General features: G+C 72.3%; 15 protein-coding genes and 1 pseudogene. 1 reads left to right on the top strand and 15 read right to left on the bottom strand.

Translation table 11 applies throughout. The features are described 5' to 3' along the window. Nucleotides 1-40 precede the first annotated feature (40 nt). Nucleotides 41-1,204, top strand: coding sequence for a D-alanyl-D-alanine carboxypeptidase family protein (locus ACZ7L0_RS22230; RefSeq protein ID WP_471244228.1), 1,164 nt, complete (start codon nucleotides 41-43; stop codon nucleotides 1,202-1,204). Nucleotides 1,205-1,476: 272 nt separating this feature from the next. On the opposite strand, the pseudogene ACZ7L0_RS22225 reads toward ACZ7L0_RS22230, so the two are convergent. From ACZ7L0_RS22225 to ACZ7L0_RS22155, 15 genes and pseudogenes are all read right to left on the bottom strand, one after another. Next, nucleotides 1,477-2,070, bottom strand: a pseudogene (locus ACZ7L0_RS22225) (glycosyltransferase family 87 protein); the annotation flags it as partial. 230 nt (nucleotides 2,071-2,300) lie between these two features. After that, on the bottom strand, nucleotides 2,301-3,695 hold the full coding sequence (gene mptB / locus ACZ7L0_RS22220) for a polyprenol phosphomannose-dependent alpha 1,6 mannosyltransferase MptB (RefSeq protein WP_471244227.1): 1,395 nt from the start codon (nucleotides 3,693-3,695) through the stop codon (nucleotides 2,301-2,303). Nucleotides 3,696-3,820: 125 nt separating this feature from the next. Beyond that, nucleotides 3,821-4,750, bottom strand: a complete 930-nt coding sequence (locus ACZ7L0_RS22215; protein WP_471244226.1) for a glutaminase — start codon at nucleotides 4,748-4,750, stop codon at nucleotides 3,821-3,823. A gap of 59 nt (nucleotides 4,751-4,809) precedes the next feature. Continuing rightward, nucleotides 4,810-6,222, bottom strand: coding sequence for an aspartate ammonia-lyase (gene aspA / locus ACZ7L0_RS22210; RefSeq protein WP_471244225.1), 1,413 nt, complete (start codon nucleotides 6,220-6,222; stop codon nucleotides 4,810-4,812). A gap of 264 nt (nucleotides 6,223-6,486) precedes the next feature. Continuing rightward, the gene (locus ACZ7L0_RS22205) at nucleotides 6,487-7,503 is read right to left on the bottom strand and encodes an asparaginase (RefSeq protein WP_471244224.1); all 1,017 of its coding nucleotides are present in this window, start codon (nucleotides 7,501-7,503) and stop codon (nucleotides 6,487-6,489) included. A 46-nt stretch (nucleotides 7,504-7,549) separates the two neighbouring features. Continuing rightward, nucleotides 7,550-8,989, bottom strand: coding sequence for an amino acid permease (locus ACZ7L0_RS22200; RefSeq protein WP_471244223.1), 1,440 nt, complete (start codon nucleotides 8,987-8,989; stop codon nucleotides 7,550-7,552). After that, a complete protein-coding gene (locus tag ACZ7L0_RS22195; protein WP_471244322.1) occupies nucleotides 8,986-9,663 on the bottom strand; it encodes a FadR/GntR family transcriptional regulator in 678 nt (225 codons plus the stop codon). The genes ACZ7L0_RS22200 and ACZ7L0_RS22195 overlap by 4 nt, the downstream gene beginning before the upstream one ends. A 168-nt stretch (nucleotides 9,664-9,831) precedes the next feature. Continuing rightward, nucleotides 9,832-10,668: an undecaprenyl-diphosphate phosphatase gene (locus ACZ7L0_RS22190; RefSeq protein ID WP_471244222.1), complete on the bottom strand. Its 837-nt coding sequence runs from the start codon at nucleotides 10,666-10,668 to the stop codon at nucleotides 9,832-9,834. 72 nt (nucleotides 10,669-10,740) lie between these two features. Further along, nucleotides 10,741-11,106 (bottom strand): fluoride efflux transporter CrcB, encoded by a 366-nt coding sequence (gene crcB / locus ACZ7L0_RS22185; RefSeq protein ID WP_471244221.1) that lies wholly within the window; start codon nucleotides 11,104-11,106, stop codon nucleotides 10,741-10,743. Continuing rightward, nucleotides 11,103-11,483, bottom strand: coding sequence for a DUF190 domain-containing protein (locus ACZ7L0_RS22180; protein WP_471244220.1), 381 nt, complete (start codon nucleotides 11,481-11,483; stop codon nucleotides 11,103-11,105). The genes crcB and ACZ7L0_RS22180 overlap by 4 nt, the downstream gene beginning before the upstream one ends. Next, nucleotides 11,480-11,941: a FluC/FEX family fluoride channel gene (locus ACZ7L0_RS22175; protein WP_471244219.1), complete on the bottom strand. Its 462-nt coding sequence runs from the start codon at nucleotides 11,939-11,941 to the stop codon at nucleotides 11,480-11,482. Before ACZ7L0_RS22175 ends, ACZ7L0_RS22180 begins: the two co-directional genes overlap by 4 nt. 96 nt (nucleotides 11,942-12,037) lie before the next feature. Then, complete coding sequence (locus ACZ7L0_RS22170) at nucleotides 12,038-13,000, bottom strand: SMP-30/gluconolactonase/LRE family protein (protein ID WP_471244321.1); 963 nt, start codon at nucleotides 12,998-13,000, stop codon at nucleotides 12,038-12,040. Between the two features lie 64 nt (nucleotides 13,001-13,064). Beyond that, nucleotides 13,065-13,352 (bottom strand): ArsR family transcriptional regulator, encoded by a 288-nt coding sequence (locus ACZ7L0_RS22165; protein ID WP_471244218.1) that lies wholly within the window; start codon nucleotides 13,350-13,352, stop codon nucleotides 13,065-13,067. A gap of 194 nt (nucleotides 13,353-13,546) precedes the next feature. Beyond that, on the bottom strand, nucleotides 13,547-15,106 hold the full coding sequence (locus ACZ7L0_RS22160; RefSeq protein ID WP_471244217.1) for a glycosyl hydrolase 53 family protein: 1,560 nt from the start codon (nucleotides 15,104-15,106) through the stop codon (nucleotides 13,547-13,549). Between the two features lie 113 nt (nucleotides 15,107-15,219). Continuing rightward, a complete protein-coding gene (locus ACZ7L0_RS22155) occupies nucleotides 15,220-17,247 on the bottom strand; it encodes a beta-galactosidase (RefSeq protein ID WP_471244216.1) in 2,028 nt (675 codons plus the stop codon). Nucleotides 17,248-17,275: the final 28 nt, after the last annotated feature.

The raw sequence follows: 17,275 nt of genomic DNA, 5'->3' as shown, positions 1-17,275 counted from the left end.
CAGCGCGGTCCTGGGCACCCGCGTTTCTACGTTGATTCGTATGATGATCGGATTCTCTTCCCGAGTGGCCGCGTCGACCTGTGCCCTGTGTGTGGCGGGCGTGCTCGCGCTCGTGCCGGCCGCGGCGGACCCCGCCCCGCCCGGCCGCCCGAGGGCGGCGGTCCCGCAGCCGTCGCTCCTCTACCGCTCCGGAACGCAGGTCCGGCCGCACCCCGGCGTGCCCGAGGTCCCGGAGGTCTCCGCGCTGTCCTGGCTGGTCGCCGACGCCCGCAGCGGCGAGGTGCTGGCGGCCTACGACGCGCACCGCAGGCTGCCGCCCGCCAGCACACTGAAGACGCTGTTCGCCCTCACCGTGCTGCCGTCCCTGCCCGGCGGTGTCCGGCACACGGTCGCCGCGCGGGAACTCGAGGACGTCGGCGAGGGCAGCAGCCTGGTCGGAGTCGTCGAGGGGCAGACGTACCGGGTCGCCGACCTGTGGCGCGGGGTCTTCCTCAGCTCCGGCAACGACGCCGTGCACGTCCTGGCCTCCCTGAACGGCGGCTGGCAGGCCACGGCCACCCGGATGCAGGCCAGGGCCCGCGCCCTGGGCGCCCTGGACACCCACGTCGTCTCACCGGACGGCTACGACATGCCCGACCAGGTGTCGTCGGCGTACGACCTGGCGGTCTTCGGCCGCGCCGGGCTGCACAACCCCGACTTCGCCCGGTACTGCGCCACCGCCGAGGCCCGGTTCCCCGACGGGGGCGCAGGGGCGTTCGGCATCGAGAACACCAACCGGCTACTGACCGGCGAGGACGGTGTGGCGCCGTACCCCGGTCTGATCGGCATCAAGAACGGCTACACCAGCAACGCGGGCAACACGCTGGTCGCCGCGGCGCGCCGGGGCGGGCGCACGCTGGTGGTGACGGTGATGAACCCACAGGAGGGCGGCGGCTTCGCCGTGTACGAGGAGGCCCGCGCCCTGCTGGACTGGGGCTTCGCCGCGTCCGGACGCGTCGACCCGGTGGGTTCGCTGGACGCCCTGCTCCCCCGCCCGCCTCACTCGCAGGCGTCCGCGGCGCCGGTGGCCGCGGCGGCACCGCTCGCACCGGACCGCGGATCCGGGTGGCCGGACGCCGGGGTCATCGCGGGCGCCGCCGGTCTCGGCACGGTGGCCGTGGCACTGGCGCTGCGGACCAAGGGCAACCGGAAGGCGGGCGACTGACCGGCGGGCAGTGCCGTCAGCAGGCCGAGCGTGATCCACGTGTAGGCGTTGCCGCCGAGGAACCCGTCGAGGCCGGACGCGTCGTCGTACCACAGCCACACCACGCTGGTGCACAGCACCGCGTACAGGGCGCCCGCCAGGCGCGGGTGACCGGCGCGGACCAGGACGGCGAAGGACGGCAGCAGCCAGACCAGGTGGTGCACCCAGGTGATCGGGCTGACCAGGCAGGCCGTGAGGCCGGTGAGGGCGAAGGCGGCCGGCCAGTCGGCGGCCGCGAGCGCCCGGCGCGCCCGCCACGCCCACACGCACAGCACCAGCAGGACGGCCGTCGCCCACACCGGGCGGCCGGGTTCGCCGAGCCGGGCCAGCACGCCCTGGAGGGACTGGTTCGAGACGTAGTCCAGCCGTCCGACCCGGTCGGTGTCCCACAGCGCCTCGGTCCAGTAGAACCGTGAGGCACCCGGGTCCGCCCAGGCCGCGAGGGCGGTCGCCCCGGCGGCGACGGCCGTCGCCAGCGCGGCGGCCCGCCACCGGCGGCCGAGCAGCAGCAGGCCGATGAAGAGCGCGGGGGTCAGCTTGATCGCGGCGGCCAGTCCTATCCCGGCGCCCGCCCACCGGCCCCGGCCGGTCGCCAGCAGCCACCCGTCGCCCAGCACCAGGGCCAGCAGCAGGAGGTTCACCTGGCCGAAGCTGAAGGTGTCGCGCAGCGGCTCGAAGAGCGCGAGCAGGCAGGAGGCCAGGGCCCAGCCGTACCAGCCGTGGCGCCGCCATCCGGGGCCGGCCAGAACGCGCAGGACCGCCGCCAGCGCGGCCAGGTTCAGCAGCAGGGACACGGCGATCGCGGTGCGCAGGCTCAGGAGCGCCATCGGCAGCATGGCCACGGCGGCGAACGGCGGGTAGGTGAAGCCGTACGGCGTGCCCGGCACGCGGTAGTCGTAGATCCGGCCGCCGTGGTGTGTCCAGCCGGCCACGGTGCCGTAGTAGACGCGCAGGTCGAACCAGTCGCGCAGCAGAGGCACGGTCGCCGTGAAGACGGTCACGGCGGCGGCGAGGAGCAGCACGAGGAGCATCCGGCCCCGGTCGGTGCCCGGCCCCCTCATGCCGTACGCCCCAGCGCGGGCGTCCGGGCCGCCTGGTGGGCCTGCGCCAGGACCACCACCGCGAGGACGCCGCCGGAGACGGCCAGCACCAGTTGTCCCGGGTCCGCGGGGCCGCCGCTGGGCAGCACCGCGAGCGCGAGCACACCGGTGACGGCCGCCACCCGCCGCCGGACCGGCGTGCTGGGAGCGGCGGCGGCGATCAGGAACAGGCCCCACAGCGCGTACCAGGGGCGGATCGCCGGGCCGAAGGCGGCCACCACCGCCAGGCTCAGGCCGAGCGCGTAGACCGGGGCGGGCCGCAGCCGCAGCCAGATGAAGAGGACGGCGGCGGCGGTGGCCACGAGGCCGAGCACATGCCACGCCGGGACGGCCAGCGGGGCCAGGTCGCTGCCGAGGCGCTCCAGCAGGGCGCCGGTGGCGCGGCCCAGCAGGCTGGTGAGCGCCCAGTTGTGCGGGGAGACCGGGGTGTCCAGGGCGGTTATCCAGCCGTACCCGGTACCGGCGACGGCGGTCGCGGCGGCCGTGGTCGCCCCGGCCGCGAGCGCGGTCGCCGGCACAGCGCGCGATGCCCGGCGCCCCGCACGCACCTGAACGGCCACGATCGCCAGGAGTCCGAGCGCGGCGGGCGCCTTGACCAGGGCCGCGAGCGTGACGAGGACGGCGCCCGCGACCGGCCACCGGCCCAGGGCCGCGACCAGGCCCAGGCCGAGCAGGCCGAGCATGATCGCGTCGTTGTGGGCGCCGGCCACCAGGTGCAGCAGCACCAGCGGGTTCAGGGCGCCCAGCCACAGGGCGGCGGCCGGGTCGGCGCCGCTGTGCCGGGCGAGGCGGGGAAGCGCGGCCGCCATCAGGGCCACTCCGAGCAGCGCCAGCAGCCGCATTCCGAACAGCCCGGCGGGCAGTTCGCCCCGGGACAGCCCGGCCAGGGCGGAGGCCACGGCCAGGAACGCGGGGCCGTACGGGGCGCCGGTGTTGCGCCACACGGGGGCGACCTCGTCGGCCAGCGGCCCGCCGAGCCGGGCGGGGCCGTGCGCGTACACGTCGATGTGCGCGTCGACCATGGCGCCCTGCGCGAGGTAGCTGTACACGTCCCGGCTGAACAGCGGCGGCGCCAGCAGCAGCGGGGCCGCCCACACGGCGAGGACCAGCAGCAGGGCGCGCTGGGTCGGCGGGCGGTCGCCGCGCACCAGGCGGCCCAGCAGCAGCCAGGCCGCGATCAGCAGGACGACGCCGAAGTACACGCCGACCAGGCCGAGGGCGGCGCGGGCGGAGGCGGGGGCGAGGAGTTCCCGCACGGGCAGGGCTCCGGCCGTCTCGCCGCCCAGGGCGAGGACGGCGGTACCGGCCAGGCCCAGTACCTGGCAGCGGCGGAGATCGACGGGAAGGGCCATGACCGACACCGGGCCAGCGTGTCAACGCCGGATGGCCGGAACGCGACCTCCCACCCTCCGGGGAACGGCCTGCGTGTGACCGGAGTGTGCGCGGACCGCGGAACCCGCGGAGGCTCTCCGGTGGCTCAGAACACCGACAGTCCGGTCAGGGTGGTGAACCGGTCGAGGGCCGCCACACCCGCCACGGAGTTGCCCCGCTCGTCGAGCCCCGGGCTCCACACGCACAGCGTGCACCGGCCCGGTACGACCGCGATGATCCCGCCGCCGACCCCGCTCTTGCCGGGCAGGCCCACGCGGTAGGCGAACTCCCCGGCCGCGTCGTACGTCCCGCAGGTCAGCATCACCGCGTTGACCTGCTTGGCCTGGCTGCGGGTGAGCAGCCGGGTGCCGTCGGCGCGGATGCCGTGCCGGGCCAGGAAAGTGGTCGCGAGGGCGAGGTCGGCGCAGGAGGCGGCGACGGAGCACTGCCGGAAGTACTGGTCGAGCAGGACCGGTACGGGGTTGTCGATGTTGCGGTAGGACGCCATGAAGTGGGCGAGGGCGGCGTTGCGGTCGCCGTGCGCGGCCTCGGAGGCGGCGACCTCCTTGTCGAAGTCCAGGGCCGCGTCGCCGCTCTCGGCACGCAGAAAGGCCAGCAGCTCTCCGGCCGCGTCCCCGGTACGGGTCTGGAGGCGGTCGGTGACGACGAGGGCGCCCGCGTTGACGAAGGGGTTGCGCGGGATGCCGTTCTCGTACTCCAGCTGGACCAGGGAGTTGAACGGGTTGCCGGAGGGCTCGCGGCCCACGTGCTCCCAGAGTTCGTCGCCCTCGCGGGCCAGGTCGAGGGCGAGCGTGAAGACCTTGGTGATGGACTGCGCCGAGAACGGCCGGCGCCAGTCCCCCACCCCGTACACCGTGCCGTCCAGCTCGGCGACCGCCATGCCGAAGCGGCGGGGGTCGCAGGCCGCGAGCGCCGGGATGTAGTCGGCGGGACGCCCGCGACCGGGCGTGCGCTCGATCTCCTCGGCTATGCGCTCCAGGACCGGCAGGAAGGTGAGGGACGACGTCTTTGTCATGATCACTATTGTGCCTCCGGGCCGGTCCTGGCGCGTGGTCGCGGCTGAGTCGGTGCGGGTCAGGCGAGGGGTGCCCCGCTGCCCGCGACGATCTCCGGGCGCAGCAGGTCGGCGAGTGTCTCGGCGGGCAGCAGGCCCTTCTCCAGGACGAGTTCGGCCACGCCCCGGCCGGTGACGAGGGCCTCCTTGGCGATGTCGGTGGCGGCCGTGTACCCGATGTGCGGGTTGAGGGCGGTGACCAGGCCGATGGAGTTCTCGACGGTGGCGCGCAGGGCCTCGGTGTTGGCGGTGATGCCGTTCACGCAGCGCTCGGCGAGCGTGAGGCAGGCGCTCTGCAGGTGCGTGATGCTCTCCGACAGGGAGTGCAGGATGATCGGCTCGAAGGCGTTGAGCTGGAGCTGCCCCGCCTCGGCGGCCATGGTGATGGCGACGTCGTTGCCGATCACCTCGAAGGCGACCTGGTTGACGACCTCGGGGATCACCGGGTTGACCTTGCCGGGCATGATGCTCGAACCAGCTTGCACCGGCGGCAGGTTGATCTCGCCGAGGCCCGCGCGCGGCCCGGAGGAGAGCAGGCGCAGGTCGTTGCAGCTCTTGGAGAGCTTGACCGCGATCCGCTTCAGCACCCCGGACATCTGGACGAACGCGCCGCAGTCCTGGGTGGCTTCGACCAGGTTGGCGGCGGTGACCAGGGGCAGGCCGGTGATGACCGCGAGATGGCGGCGGGCGGACTCGGCGTACCCGGCGGGGGCGTTGAGGCCGGTGCCGATCGCGGTCGCGCCCAGGTTGATCTCGTGGATCAGCTCGACGGCCTCCGCGAGCCGGCTGCGGTCCTCGTCGAGCATGACCGCGTACGCCGAGAACTCCTGCCCGAGCGTCATCGGCACGGCGTCCTGGAGCTGTGTGCGGCCCATCTTCAGCACGTCCCGGAACTCGACCGCCTTGCGGGCGAAGGAGTCCTGCAGCACGGCCATCGCCTTCAGCAGCCCGCGCACCGCGAAGACGGTCGCGATCTTGACGGCGGTCGGGTACACGTCGTTCGTCGACTGCCCGAGGTTGACGTCCTCGTTGGGGTGCAGGTGCTGGTACTGCCCCTTGGCGTACCCCAGCAGCTCCAGCGCCCGGTTCGCCACGACCTCGTTGGCGTTCATGTTGGTGGAGGTGCCCGCGCCGCCCTGGATGACGTCCACGACGAACTGCTCGTGCAGCCCGCCGTCCCGGATCTCCCGGCAGGCCGCGACGATGGCCTCCGCCTTCCTGGGCTCCAGCAGCCCGAGTTCCTCGTTCGCCAGCGCGGCGGCCTCCTTCACGGCGGCCAGGGCGTCGATCAGGTGCGGGTAGGCGGAGATCGGCGTCCCGGTGATGGGGAAGTTCTCCGTGGCGCGCAGGGTGTGGACACCCCAGTACGCGTCGGCGGGGACGTCACGGTCACCGAGCAGGTCGTGTTCGCTTCGGGTGGCGGCGGCAGTCATGAGGAGCGGGCCTCTTTCGGAGGTACGGGCGTACGGAGGTGAGGGCGGGGCGGGCGGGTGAGGGGCGCGGGGTGTGGCGGTACGAGAGGGGATGGCGGGTACGGGGAACGCGGACCGTGTGACGGCTGCCGGGTCTCGGACACCGCGGGGGCACGCGCCCAGGCGCAGCCACAGCCGAGGCGCACGCCTTCTTCAACCGGCAGGCACCCGCGTCGCGGACACCCGGCACGCCGCCACTCCCCCCGCGGAAACCCGGCGCCGCGGTTACGCGCAGGCGAACGACGCCACCGGGTCCAGCGCGTGGACCGCGCGTACACAGCCGACCGGCTCACCGCCGCCGAGGAGGGGCTCGCCGGCGAACTCGGTGAGGAGGGACGGGTCGACGCCCACCCGGGTGAGGGCGGCGGCGGTGACGGGGACGCGGGCCCGGTTGGCGCCGTCGGAGATCTTGACGGCGACGGCGCGGCCGTCCGGCAGTGCGGCGACCTCGACGCCCTCGAAGCCGTCCTTGGCCAGCAGGCCGGGCACGGCCCGCATCAGGGCGGCGACGTCGCGGCCGGAGCCGGAGGCCATCTCGGCGTGGGCGCGCATCGCGTCGGCGACCTGGGCCTCGGGGGTGTCGCGGGCCGCCGTGGTGATCCGGGCGGCGGCGCGGGCGAGGCCGTGCAGGGAGACGGAGAACAGCGGGGCGCCGCAGCCGTCGACGGTCACCCGGGCGATGCGCTGGCCGGTGAGGTCCTCGACGGTCTCCGCGACGGCCTGCTGGAGGGGGTGCGCCGGGTCGAGGTAGTCGTCCAGGGACCAGCCGTTGAGCTTGGCGGTCCACAGCATCGCCGCGTGCTTGCCGGAGCAGTTCTGGGCGAGTCGGGAGGGCAGTCGGCCCTCCCGCACCCAGGCGTCCCGTACGACGGGGTCGAACGGCAGGTCGGGGACGTTGCGCAGGTCGTCCTCGGCGAGCCCGGCGAGCTCCAGGATCCGCCGGGTCCCGGCGAGGTGGAACTCCTCGCCGGAGTGGCTCGCCGCGGCCAGGGACAGCAGGTCTCCGTCGAGCGGCAGCCCGAGCCGCACCATGGCCACGGCCTGGACGGGCTTGAGGGCCGAGCGTGGGTAGAACGCGGCCTCGATGTCGCCGAGCTGGAGACGGACCTCCCCGTCGGCGCCGAGGACGACGACGGAGCCGTAGTGGACGCCCTCGACGATCCCGCCGCGTATGAGGTGGGCGACGGGAGCGTGGAGCGGCTCGCGGACGGGGGGTGCCTCCGCGGGAGAAGTGCTGTACATCACTGCCTGCATCACTGTGGGTGGTTGGGACGGACCGGCGCGCGGTTCACACGTCGGCCCCGGCGGACTCGCGCCTCTTGCGGCCGCGGATGGCGTACCAGCCCGCGACCAGCGCCGCGCCGATCAGCGGCAGGCACAGCACGGTGGTGCGTCCGGCGCCGCCGTCGGCGTACATCAGGACCAGGACGGAGGCGAGAAACGCCAGCGTCACGAGTTCGGTCCAGGGGGAACCCGGCAGCCGGTACCCGGGCCGGGTCAGTTCGCCCTTCTGGGTCTTCCGCCAGAAGAACAGGTGACAGATCATGATCATGCCCCAGGTGGCAAGGATACCGATCGCCGCGAAGTTGAGCACGATCTCGAAGGCGTCCGCGGGGACGACGAAGTTGAGGCCGACGCCCAGGACACAGATACCGCTGGTCAGGAGGATCCCGCCGTACGGGACCTGACTGCGGCTCATCTTCGCGGTGAACTTCGGGGCCGAGCCGCTGACCGCCATGGAGCGCAGGATGCGGCCGGTGGAGTACAGACCCGAGTTGAGCGAGGACATGGCCGCGGTGAGGACGACCAGGTTCATCACGCCGCCCGCCGCCGGGACGCCGATGTTGGACAGCACGGTGACGAAGGGGCTCTCGCCGGCCGAGTACTTGTCCCACGGCAGCAGCATGGACAGCAGGACGACCGAACCGACGTAGAACAGGCCCACCCGCCACATGATCGAGTTGATCGCCTTCGGCATGATCTTCTCGGGGTTCTCGGTCTCACCCGCCGCGACACCGACCAGCTCGACCGAGGCGTAGGCGAAGACGACGCCCTGGACGATCAGCAGCATGGGCATCAGGCCGCCCGGGAAAACGCCGCCGTTGTCGGTGATCAGGGACGGGCCGGGCGTGGCGCCGTCAACCGGGTGCTGGGTGACCAGCAGGAAGATGCCGATGCACATGAAGACGACGAGTGCCCCGACCTTGACGATCGCGAACCAGAACTCCAGTTCGCCGAATATCTTCACCGATATCAGGTTCACGGTGAGGACCACGGCCAGGGCGATCAGCGCGATCACCCACTGCGGGATGTCGGAGAACATGCCCCAGTAGTGGGTGTAGGTGGCCACCGCGGTGATGTCGGCGATGCCGGTGGTCGCCCAGTTGAGGAAGTACATCCAGCCCGCGGTGTACGCGCCCTTCTCGCCGAGGAACTCCCGGGCGTACGACACGAAGGCGCCGGAGGACGGGCGGTACAGGACGAGTTCGCCGAGGGCGCGTACGACGAGGAAGGCGAAGACACCGCAGACCGCGTACGCGACGAACAGGGAGGGCCCGGCGTCGGCGAGACGGCCGCCTGCGCCGAGGAAGAGGCCGGTGCCGATGGCGCCGCCGATGGCGATCATGTTGACGTGCCGGGACTTCAGGGACTTGCTGTAGCCCGCGTCTCCGGCGTCGATGTGTCGGGGCGAGGGGCGCGTCTCGTCTTTGAGGTGCTGTTCGCTCACGCCTCGGGTCCGCCTTCCGTGGGGATGTCCGTGCGCGCGGGGCGCACGATGTCGGTGAGGGTCGTCTCGACGCGGTCGAGGTGGTGGGACATGGCCTGGACCGCGTCGTGCTCGCTGCCGTCGACCAGCGCCTCGACGATCGCCCGGTGCTCGCGGTTGGACTGCTCGCGTCGGCCGCCCAGTTCGTTGAGGAAGGCCGACTGACGCGCCAGTGCGTCGCGGATCTCCTCGATGACCCGGCGGAAGACCGGGTTCTGGGCGGCCTCGGCCACGGCGAGGTGGAAGAGGGTGTCCATCGCGACCCACGCGGTGGTGTCCGTCTCCCGCTCCATGCGGTCGAGCAGGTGGGCGAGGTGGTCGAGGTTCTCGGGGGTGCGGCGCAGCGCCGCGTATCCGGCGACCGGGAGCTCGATGTGACGGCGCACCTCGAGCAGGTCGCTGGCCGCGTAGTCGCCGAAGGTGGGGTCTTCGACGGCGCTGGCGACGACGAAGGTGCCCTTGCCGGTCCGGGAGACCGTCAGGCCCATCGTCTGCAGGGCCCGCAGCGCCTCGCGGAGCACGGGCCGGGACACCTCGAGCGTGCGGCAGAGCTCGGCCTCGGAGGGGAGCTTGTCGCCGATCGCGTACTCGCCGCGCTCGATGGCGCCGCGGAGGTGGCCGAGAACCGCTTCCATGGCGCTGACGCGCCGCGGGATCGCACCACCTGTCTGGCTGTCTGACAGGTTCACGGGTCACGATCCTGCGGGGTGCGGGAGGCCGGTGTCAAGGCATGTGGAAAGGAAACATTCACGGGGCGTGATGCATGAATCTCTGCATCACGCCCCATGGGGCCGGAGCACCGGTCAGCTGTCGAGGACCCCGGCACCCAGCAGCCCGAAGAGCGCCAGGCCGATGACGATCCGGTACAGCACGAACGCGTTGAACGAGTGCTTGGCGACGAACTTCAGCAGCCAGGCGATGGAGGCGTAGGCGACCACGAAGGACACGATCGTGCCGACCGCCAGCGGGGCGGCGCCCACGCCCGCGCCCAGGGCGTCCTTCAGCTCGTACAGGCCGGCGCCGGTCAGGGCCGGGATGCCGAGGAAGAAGGAGAGGCGGGTGGCGGCGACGCGGTCCAGGTCCAGGATGAGGGCGGTGGACATGGTGGCGCCGGAGCGGGAGAAGCCGGGGAAGAGCAGGGCGAGGATCTGGGAGCAGCCGACCAGCATCGCGTCCTTGAACGAGGTGTCGTCCTCGCCTCGCTTGTGCCGGCCCATCTGGTCCGCCGCCCACATCACGCCGGACCCGGCGATGAGCGAGCCGGCGACCACCCAGAGCGAGGCGAGGGGGCCGTCGATCAGCGGCTTGGCGGCCAGGCCCACCGCGACGATCGGGATGGTCGCGTAGATCACCCACCAGGCGAACTTGTAGTCGTGGTGGTAGCGCTCCTCCTTGTCGCGCAGGCCGCGGCCCCAGGCGGAGACGATCCGCACGATGTCCTTGAAGAAGTACACGAGCACGGCGGCGATGGCGCCGACCTGGATGACCGCCGAGAACCCGACGACGGACTTGTCGTCGACGGGGATCCCCATGAGCCCCTCGGTGATCTTGAGGTGGCCGGTCGAGGACACGGGGAGGAATTCGGTCACCCCCTCGACGACTCCGAGGACGACGGCCTGACCGACGGAGATGGCGCTCATGGGATCCAGTTCTGAGGAGTTGGTCGACAGTGCTGTAGACAGTCTTACTACGCCCGGGTGTGCGGCGCGTGCCTACGCCCACACCGTCTGGGCGATCGACACCCCGGCGAAGGCGGCGCCGAGGCCCGCCGCCACGCTCGCGGCGGCGTTGGCGGCAGCGTAGAGCCCCGCGCCTGTCTCGGTCAGCCTGAGTGTCTCGTAGGAGAAGGTCGAGTACGTCGTCAGCGCCCCGCACAGGCCGGTGCCGAGCAGCAGCCGGAGGTGCGGGTCCGCCCAGGACGCCCCGGTCAGCAGGCCGAGGACCAGGCAGCCGGTGACGTTCACCACGAAAGTGCCCCAGGGGAAGAGCGAGTCGTGCCGGGACTGCACCGCGCGGTCGGTCAGGTAGCGCAGCGGAGCGCCGACCATGGCTCCCAGGACGACCAGCAGCCAGTTCACAACGACTTCTTACCCTTCGCGTCCGTTGCGCGCGGACCGGCGTCCCGCCCGACGTACCTGATGACCTCGCAGTCGTCGAGGATCACCATTCCCTCGGTGACCAGCTCGTCGAGGTGTGGCAGGAAGGCCCGGACCCGCTCCTCGGTGTCGACGACGACGATCGCCACCGGCAGGTCCTCGCTGAGGGACAGCAGCCGTGAGGTGTGGATCAGCGAGGAGGCGCCGAAGCCCTCGATGCCCCGGAAGACGCTGGCGCCCGCGAGACCGGCGGCGTGGGCCCGGTGCACGATCTCGCTGTACAGGGGCTTGTGGTGCCAGGTGTCGTTCTCCCCGATGAAGACGGTCAGGCGCAGGGCGCTGCCGGTCAGCCTGGTCATGGCTGCCTCCACTTCAGGACGCGGCGGGTCGCGGTGGCGGCGAGCCAGACCGCCGCGAGGGCCGCGAGCAGGGTCGCGGCGAGGTAGGCCAGCCCCGTGCGGGGGTGGCCGTCGTCGACCAGCCGCTGGATGTCGACGGCATAGGTGGAGAAGGTGGTGAACCCGCCGAGCACGCCGGTGCCGAAGAAGGGGCGTACGAGGCGGTGGGCGGCCCAGACCTCGGTGATGACCACCATGAACACGCCGATCACGGCGCAGCCGCCGACGTTGGTCCAGAAGGTCGCCCAGGGGAAGCCGCCGGGCCGGGTGGGCCAGCCCAGGGTCAGCGCGTAGCGGGCCGTGGCGCCGAGCGCGCCGCCGAGGGCGACCACCGCGACCACGGGGGCCTGCGCGCGCCAGGCCGGTGGCCGGGCGGCACCGGGCCGCAGGCGCAGGCTCTCGGCTTCCGGGGCGGTCATGGTCGTACGTCTCCTGCCTTCGGCCCCGTCACCTGGATCCCGGCCGGGACTGCGGGTCACGGCCGGGCATCAGGGTACCGCCGGGCGCGGGCGGGGTCATGTCGCGGAGGGCGCCTCGCAGACGGCGACTCCGCGCTCCCAGAGGCTGCCGAGGACCAGGTGACCGCCGCTCTCGCAGACGCTGGTGACCATACGGAAGCCGGAGTGGCGGCGGGTGAGGTGGTGGACGGTGGTGCCGTCGTCGTCGAGGGCCAGGACGCCGGCGAAGCCCGTCGGGCGGAAGGGCGCGTGCGCGGCGGCGCGGGCGGCGGCGCGGCGCACGGCCGGCGGTGTGCGGTGCAGCAGGTCCAGCGGGGGGACGTGGGGTCCGGCCAGGGCCACCCAGATCGGGCCGGACTTCCCGGCGCGCCAGATGTTGTCGGGCATGCCCGGCAGACCCTCGGCGAAGGGCTCCGCGGTACCGGCCCGGGGGCCGGTGAGCCGGTAGCGGGTCAGACGGCGGGCGCCGGTCTCGGCCAGGACCAGGAAGGACTCGTCCGCGCTCGGGGCGACGCCGTTGGCGAACTGGAGTCCCTCCAGCAGCACTTCCGGTGTGCCGCCGCCGGGCGGCAGGCGCAGCAGGCGTCCCGTGCCGGAGTGTTCGACCAGGTCGGCCATCCAGTGCCGCAGTGGATGGCGGCGGCTGGAGACGGTGACGTACACGCTGCCGTCGGACAGGGCCACCGCGTTGCTGCAGAAGCGCAGCGGCTCCCCCGCCACCGTGTCGGCCAGGACGCGGACGATGCCGTCGTCGAGGCCGACGCGCAGCAGCCCGCGTTCGGCGTCGCACACCAGCAGGTCGCCGTCCGGGAGGAGTTCCAGGCCGAGGGGGCGGCCACCGGTCTCGGCGAGCACCTCGACGCGGGCCGTTCCGGGGTCGGCGAGCCCGTCGAGGCGCAGGACGCGGCCGTCCTCGACACCGGTGAGGACACGGCCGCGCCCGTCGGCCACGACGTCCTCCGGACCCCGCCCGCCGATCGCCACGTAGTGCCGGGGAACGAGTGCCGCGAAACGGTCCATGTGCGCCTGCCCTTCGCCGTCGGAGGTGCCCATGCTCGCAGTGCCCGGGCCGGTCCGACAGGCCCTACCACCCCTTCTCGAACATCCGGGCCACCTCGGCGATCCGGACCTCGTCGCGGCGGTAGTAGGTGCGGCGCCGGATCCGCTTGGTGCGCAGCAGGCCGAGGCGGGTCAGCAGGCCGAGGTGGGTGTCGGCGACGCGACGGGGGACACCGAGTTTGGCGGCGACGGCGCGGGCGGTGACGCCGTCCGCGGCCGGGTCGGTGTGGCGCTCGGGCGGGAAGTGCGCGGCCGGGTCCTTGAGCCACTCCAGGATGTCCAGGCGCGTGGCGCCCGCGGGAGTCCTCAGCATCGCGTCGCCTCCGTCCGAGCCTCCTCATGTCACGTCTTCCCACTGTGGCGCGGCCGATGCCGCCGTGTCCGGCACTCACGGGCCCTTGTCCGGTACCGAACGCCCCTGGGACAGAAGGAAGTTGCGGTCTCGGCGCAGGCAAAAGGCCGACGGGGCCCAGCCGCCCCCACACGGCCGGACCCCGTCGGAGTGGTTCAGCGATGGCTGAACCACGACATGGAGGACAGCGCCTTGTCGTCGTAGCCGAACAGGGCCTGGTTCTCCCAGCCGTTGCCGGAGGTGGCGTCGGTGGGGTCCCAGCCGTTGCCGGTGACGGCCGTCCAGGTCGCCTCCCAGTAGAAGACGCCGAGGCCGCGGCCGTTCGGAACGGCCTCCACGACGCTGGCCACGTCGTTCATCCACCGCGTCTGACCGGCCACGCTCGCCGGGTAGCCGGAGACCAGCTCGCCGGTGGTGTCGATCTGGTTGGTCAGCGAGTCGTCGCTGTCGAGGCGGAAGGGGTAGGCCGTCTCGGCGATGAAGACCGGCTTGCCGTAGCGGGAGGCCGCGTCGTCCAGGGTGGTCTGCGCGGCGGCGAGCGAGCCGTGCCAGTAGCCGTAGTACGACAGGCCGATCACGTCGTAGTTGATCCCGTACGTCTTGGCGTTGTCGAACCACCAGCGGACGGTGGCGTCGTCACCGGCGTTGGCCAGGTGCAGCGCGACCTGGGTGCCGGAGGAGACGGCCTTCGTGGCGCTGTAGCCGGAGTTGATCAGACCGGCGAGCTGCGACCAGTTGTCCGTGGAGCCCTCGGACCACAGCATGCCGCCGTTGATCTCGTTGCCGATCTGCACCATGTCGGCGGTGGTGCCCTGGGCCTTCAGCGCGCTCAGCACGTCGTACGTGTGGTTGTAGACGTCGGTCTTCAGCTGGCTGTAGGAGTGCGAGGCCCAGGCGGCGGGCTTGGTCTGCTTGCCCGGGTCGGCCCAGGTGTCCGAGTAGTGGAAGTCGACCAGCAGCTTCATGCCGGCCGCCTTGACGCGCTTGGCCACGGCCAGGACCCGCGCCTTGTCGTTGTAGCCGTCGGCCGGGTTGACCCAGACCTTCAGCCTCGCGTAGTTCATCCCGGCGTTCTTCAGGATGGTGACCGCGTCGCCGGTGGTGCCCGAACCGGTCTTGTACACGCCGCCCTTGGCCTCGCTCTTGGCGAGGGAGGAGATGTCGGCGCCCTTGACGGACAGGCCGGTCTTGCCCGAGGTGAAGCTCAGGTCGTCGACGTTGATCCAGTTGCCCGCGCTGGCGTCGGAGTTGATGCTGATCGTGCACTGGTTGTTGGTCACCGCGATGGAGGTGACGATCCGCACCCAGCTGCCGGCGGACACCGGGAGGTCGGTGCGCTGCTCCGCGCTGCCGCAGTTCTTCAGGGCTATGTAGGCGGAGTTCTGCCCGCCGCCGGAGCGGACCCAGGCGGTCAGGGTGTAGTTGCCGTTGGTCAGCCCGGACAGGTACTGGTACGTCTCCACCTTGTAGGCGGAGGACGAGTAGTGGCTCAGGCGGTAACTCCCGCCGTGCCCGCCGGACTCGGTGTACGAGGCCCCGGTGTCGCCGTACTCGGACCAGCCGCCGGGCGTGGCGGCGCCCATGCCGTCGGACTCGAAGCCGCCGTTGGTGAGCGTGCTCGCCGCCTGGGCGGTCTGGGCGGGCAGGGCGGTGACGGCGAGCCCGGCCGCGAGCGGCAGGAGCAGGGCTCTCAGGGTGCGTCTGGGATGGAACATCGTCGTCCGTCGTCCCTTCGACGTGATGGGTTGGGGGTGTCCTCCGGTGGGGGCCGGAGGAGAGCCCCTCCGCCCGCGGCTCGTACGGCTCGCGCGGGCGGAGGGGAGCCGGCTCAGCCGTCGAGTCGTACGACCCGTACGGCTCCCGCGGGGACCGCCAGGCGGCCCGCGGCGCGTTCGCCCGTCAGCAGTTCGGTGCCGTGCGCCTCCAGCGGCACCTTGGCGTCGCTGGCGGTGTGGTTGATCGCGAACAGGAAGGCGGGGCCGCCCGACTCGCCGGTGCGGCGCACCACTTCGACGTCCCGGGGCAGTTCGGCGCGCGGCGCGATGCGGGCGTCCTCGGCGGCGGCGCCGAGGATCGCGTCCAGGCCGTGGGTGTCGAGGCGGGTCGAGACGTACCAGGCGGTGCCCTCGCCCAGCCGGTGCCGGGTGACGGCCGGGCGGCCGGCGGTGAGGCCGTCGGCGTACTTCCACACGGTCTCGGCGCCGCGCGGCACCACGAACTCCGTCCACACGTCACCGGTGAGCTCGGTGCCGTCGGGGCCGCTGACCCGCACCCGCTGGTTCCTGAGCAGCGGCGAGAACTCCTCCACGGTCAGGCCGAGGACGTCCCGCAGCGGGCCCGGGTAGGCGCCCTCGTGCACGGCGTCGTGCTCGTCGACGATGCCGGAGAAGTACGACACCACGAGGGTGCCGCCGTTCTCGACGTACTCCCGGAGGTTGTTCCCGGCCGCCTCCGTCATCAGGTAGAGCGCCGGTACGACGACAAGGGGATAGGCCGACAAGTCGGCTTCCGGGTGGGCGAAGTCGACGGTGAGATGGCGGTCGTAGAGGGCCTCGTAGAAGGAGTCGGCGCGCTCGCGCGGGTCGTGGTCCTCGGTGGGGCGCCACTGGAGGTTCTGCGCCCACCAGGACTGCCAGTCCCACAGGACGGCCACGTCGGCCTGCGTGCGGGAGCCGCGGATCTGGCTCAACGAGTCGATACCGGCGCCGAGTTCGACGACCTCGCGCCACACCCGGGTCTCCGTGCCGCCATGCGGCAGCATCGCCGAGTGGAACTTCTCCGCGCCGCGCCGGGACTGCCGCCACTGGAAGAACATGGCGCCCTCGGAGCCGCGCGCCACGTGGGCGAGGGAGTTGCGGGCCATCTGCCCCGGGCCCTTGGCGGGGTTGCGGGGCTGCCAGTTGACGCCCGAGGTGGAGTGCTCCAGAAGCAGCCAGGGGGCGCCGCCCGCGACCGAGCGGGTGAGGTCGGCGGCCATCGCGAGGTTGACGTGGGTGCGGCGGCCGTCGGTGATCAGATAGTGGTCGTTGGTGACGAGGTCGACCTCGCGGCCCCACGCCCAGTAGTCCATGGAGTCGCACTGGCTGAGCGCGGTCATGAAGTTGGTGGTGACCGGGATCCCGGGCGAGAGGCGGTGCAGGATGTCCCGCTCGGCGCGGAAGTTCTCCCGGATGGTGGCGTCGGCGAACCGCTTGTAGTCCAGCGCCTGGCCGGGGTTGCCGACGGTCGGGGTCGCGCGCGGCGGGTTGATCTGGTCGAGGCCGGTGTAGCGCTGGCCCCAGAAGGCGGTGCCCCAGGCCTGGTTGACCGCTCTCACGTCACCGTAGGTGTCCGCGAGCCAGCGGCGGAAGTGGGCGGCGCAGGAGTCGCAGTAGCAGGCGGAGACGGGGACGCCGTACTCGTTGTGCACGTGCCACATCGCCAGGGCCGGGTGGTCGCCGTAGTGCTCGGCGAGCCGGGTGGTGATGTTCGCGGCGGCGGCACGGTAGTCGGCGTTGCTGTGGCAGATGGCGCCGCGCGAGCCGAACTCGTAGCGCACGCCCTCGGCGGTGACGGGCAGCGCGTCGGGGTGCGCCCGGTAGAACCAGGCGGGCGGCGCCACGGTGGGCGTACCCAGGTCGACGCGGATGCCGTTGTCGTGCAGCAGGCCCAGGATCCGGTCCAGCCAGCCGAAGTCGTACACCCCGGGTGAGGGTTCCAGGAGCGCCCAGGAGAAGATCCCCACACTCACCATCGTGACTCCGGCCTCCCGCATCAGCCGGACGTCCTCCTGCCAGACGTTTTCCGGCCACTGCTCGGGGTTGTAGTCCCCACCGAAGGCGAGCCTGGTGAGGCCCCTGTGGGTGGTCTCCGGCATGGATCTCTCCCGGGTTATCGATCATTTG

It is taken from the genome of Streptomyces sp. NPDC039424 (genome assembly GCF_055639495.1).
This window is presented reverse-complemented; position numbering and strand designations above follow the sequence as displayed.

Coding starts and splice junctions, on each gene's coding strand:
- ACZ7L0_RS22170 (WP_471244321.1), bottom strand. CDS start 13,000: ATGGACCGTTTCGCGGCACTCGTTCCCCGGCACTACGTGGCGATCGGC.
- ACZ7L0_RS22175 (WP_471244219.1), bottom strand. CDS start 11,941: ATGACCGCCCCGGAAGCCGAGAGCCTGCGCCTGCGGCCCGGTGCCGCC.
- ACZ7L0_RS22180 (WP_471244220.1), bottom strand. CDS start 11,483: ATGACCAGGCTGACCGGCAGCGCCCTGCGCCTGACCGTCTTCATCGGG.
- ACZ7L0_RS22195 (WP_471244322.1), bottom strand. CDS start 9,663: ATGGAAGCGGTTCTCGGCCACCTCCGCGGCGCCATCGAGCGCGGCGAG.
- mptB (WP_471244227.1), bottom strand. CDS start 3,695: ATGGCCCTTCCCGTCGATCTCCGCCGCTGCCAGGTACTGGGCCTGGCC.
- ACZ7L0_RS22165 (WP_471244218.1), bottom strand. CDS start 13,352: ATGCTGAGGACTCCCGCGGGCGCCACGCGCCTGGACATCCTGGAGTGG.
- aspA (WP_471244225.1), bottom strand. CDS start 6,222: ATGACTGCCGCCGCCACCCGAAGCGAACACGACCTGCTCGGTGACCGT.
- ACZ7L0_RS22215 (WP_471244226.1), bottom strand. CDS start 4,750: ATGACAAAGACGTCGTCCCTCACCTTCCTGCCGGTCCTGGAGCGCATA.
- ACZ7L0_RS22230 (WP_471244228.1), top strand. CDS start 41: ATGATGATCGGATTCTCTTCCCGAGTGGCCGCGTCGACCTGTGCCCTG.
- ACZ7L0_RS22205 (WP_471244224.1), bottom strand. CDS start 7,503: ATGTACAGCACTTCTCCCGCGGAGGCACCCCCCGTCCGCGAGCCGCTC.
- ACZ7L0_RS22190 (WP_471244222.1), bottom strand. CDS start 10,668: ATGAGCGCCATCTCCGTCGGTCAGGCCGTCGTCCTCGGAGTCGTCGAG.
- ACZ7L0_RS22155 (WP_471244216.1), bottom strand. CDS start 17,247: ATGCCGGAGACCACCCACAGGGGCCTCACCAGGCTCGCCTTCGGTGGG.
- ACZ7L0_RS22160 (WP_471244217.1), bottom strand. CDS start 15,106: ATGTTCCATCCCAGACGCACCCTGAGAGCCCTGCTCCTGCCGCTCGCG.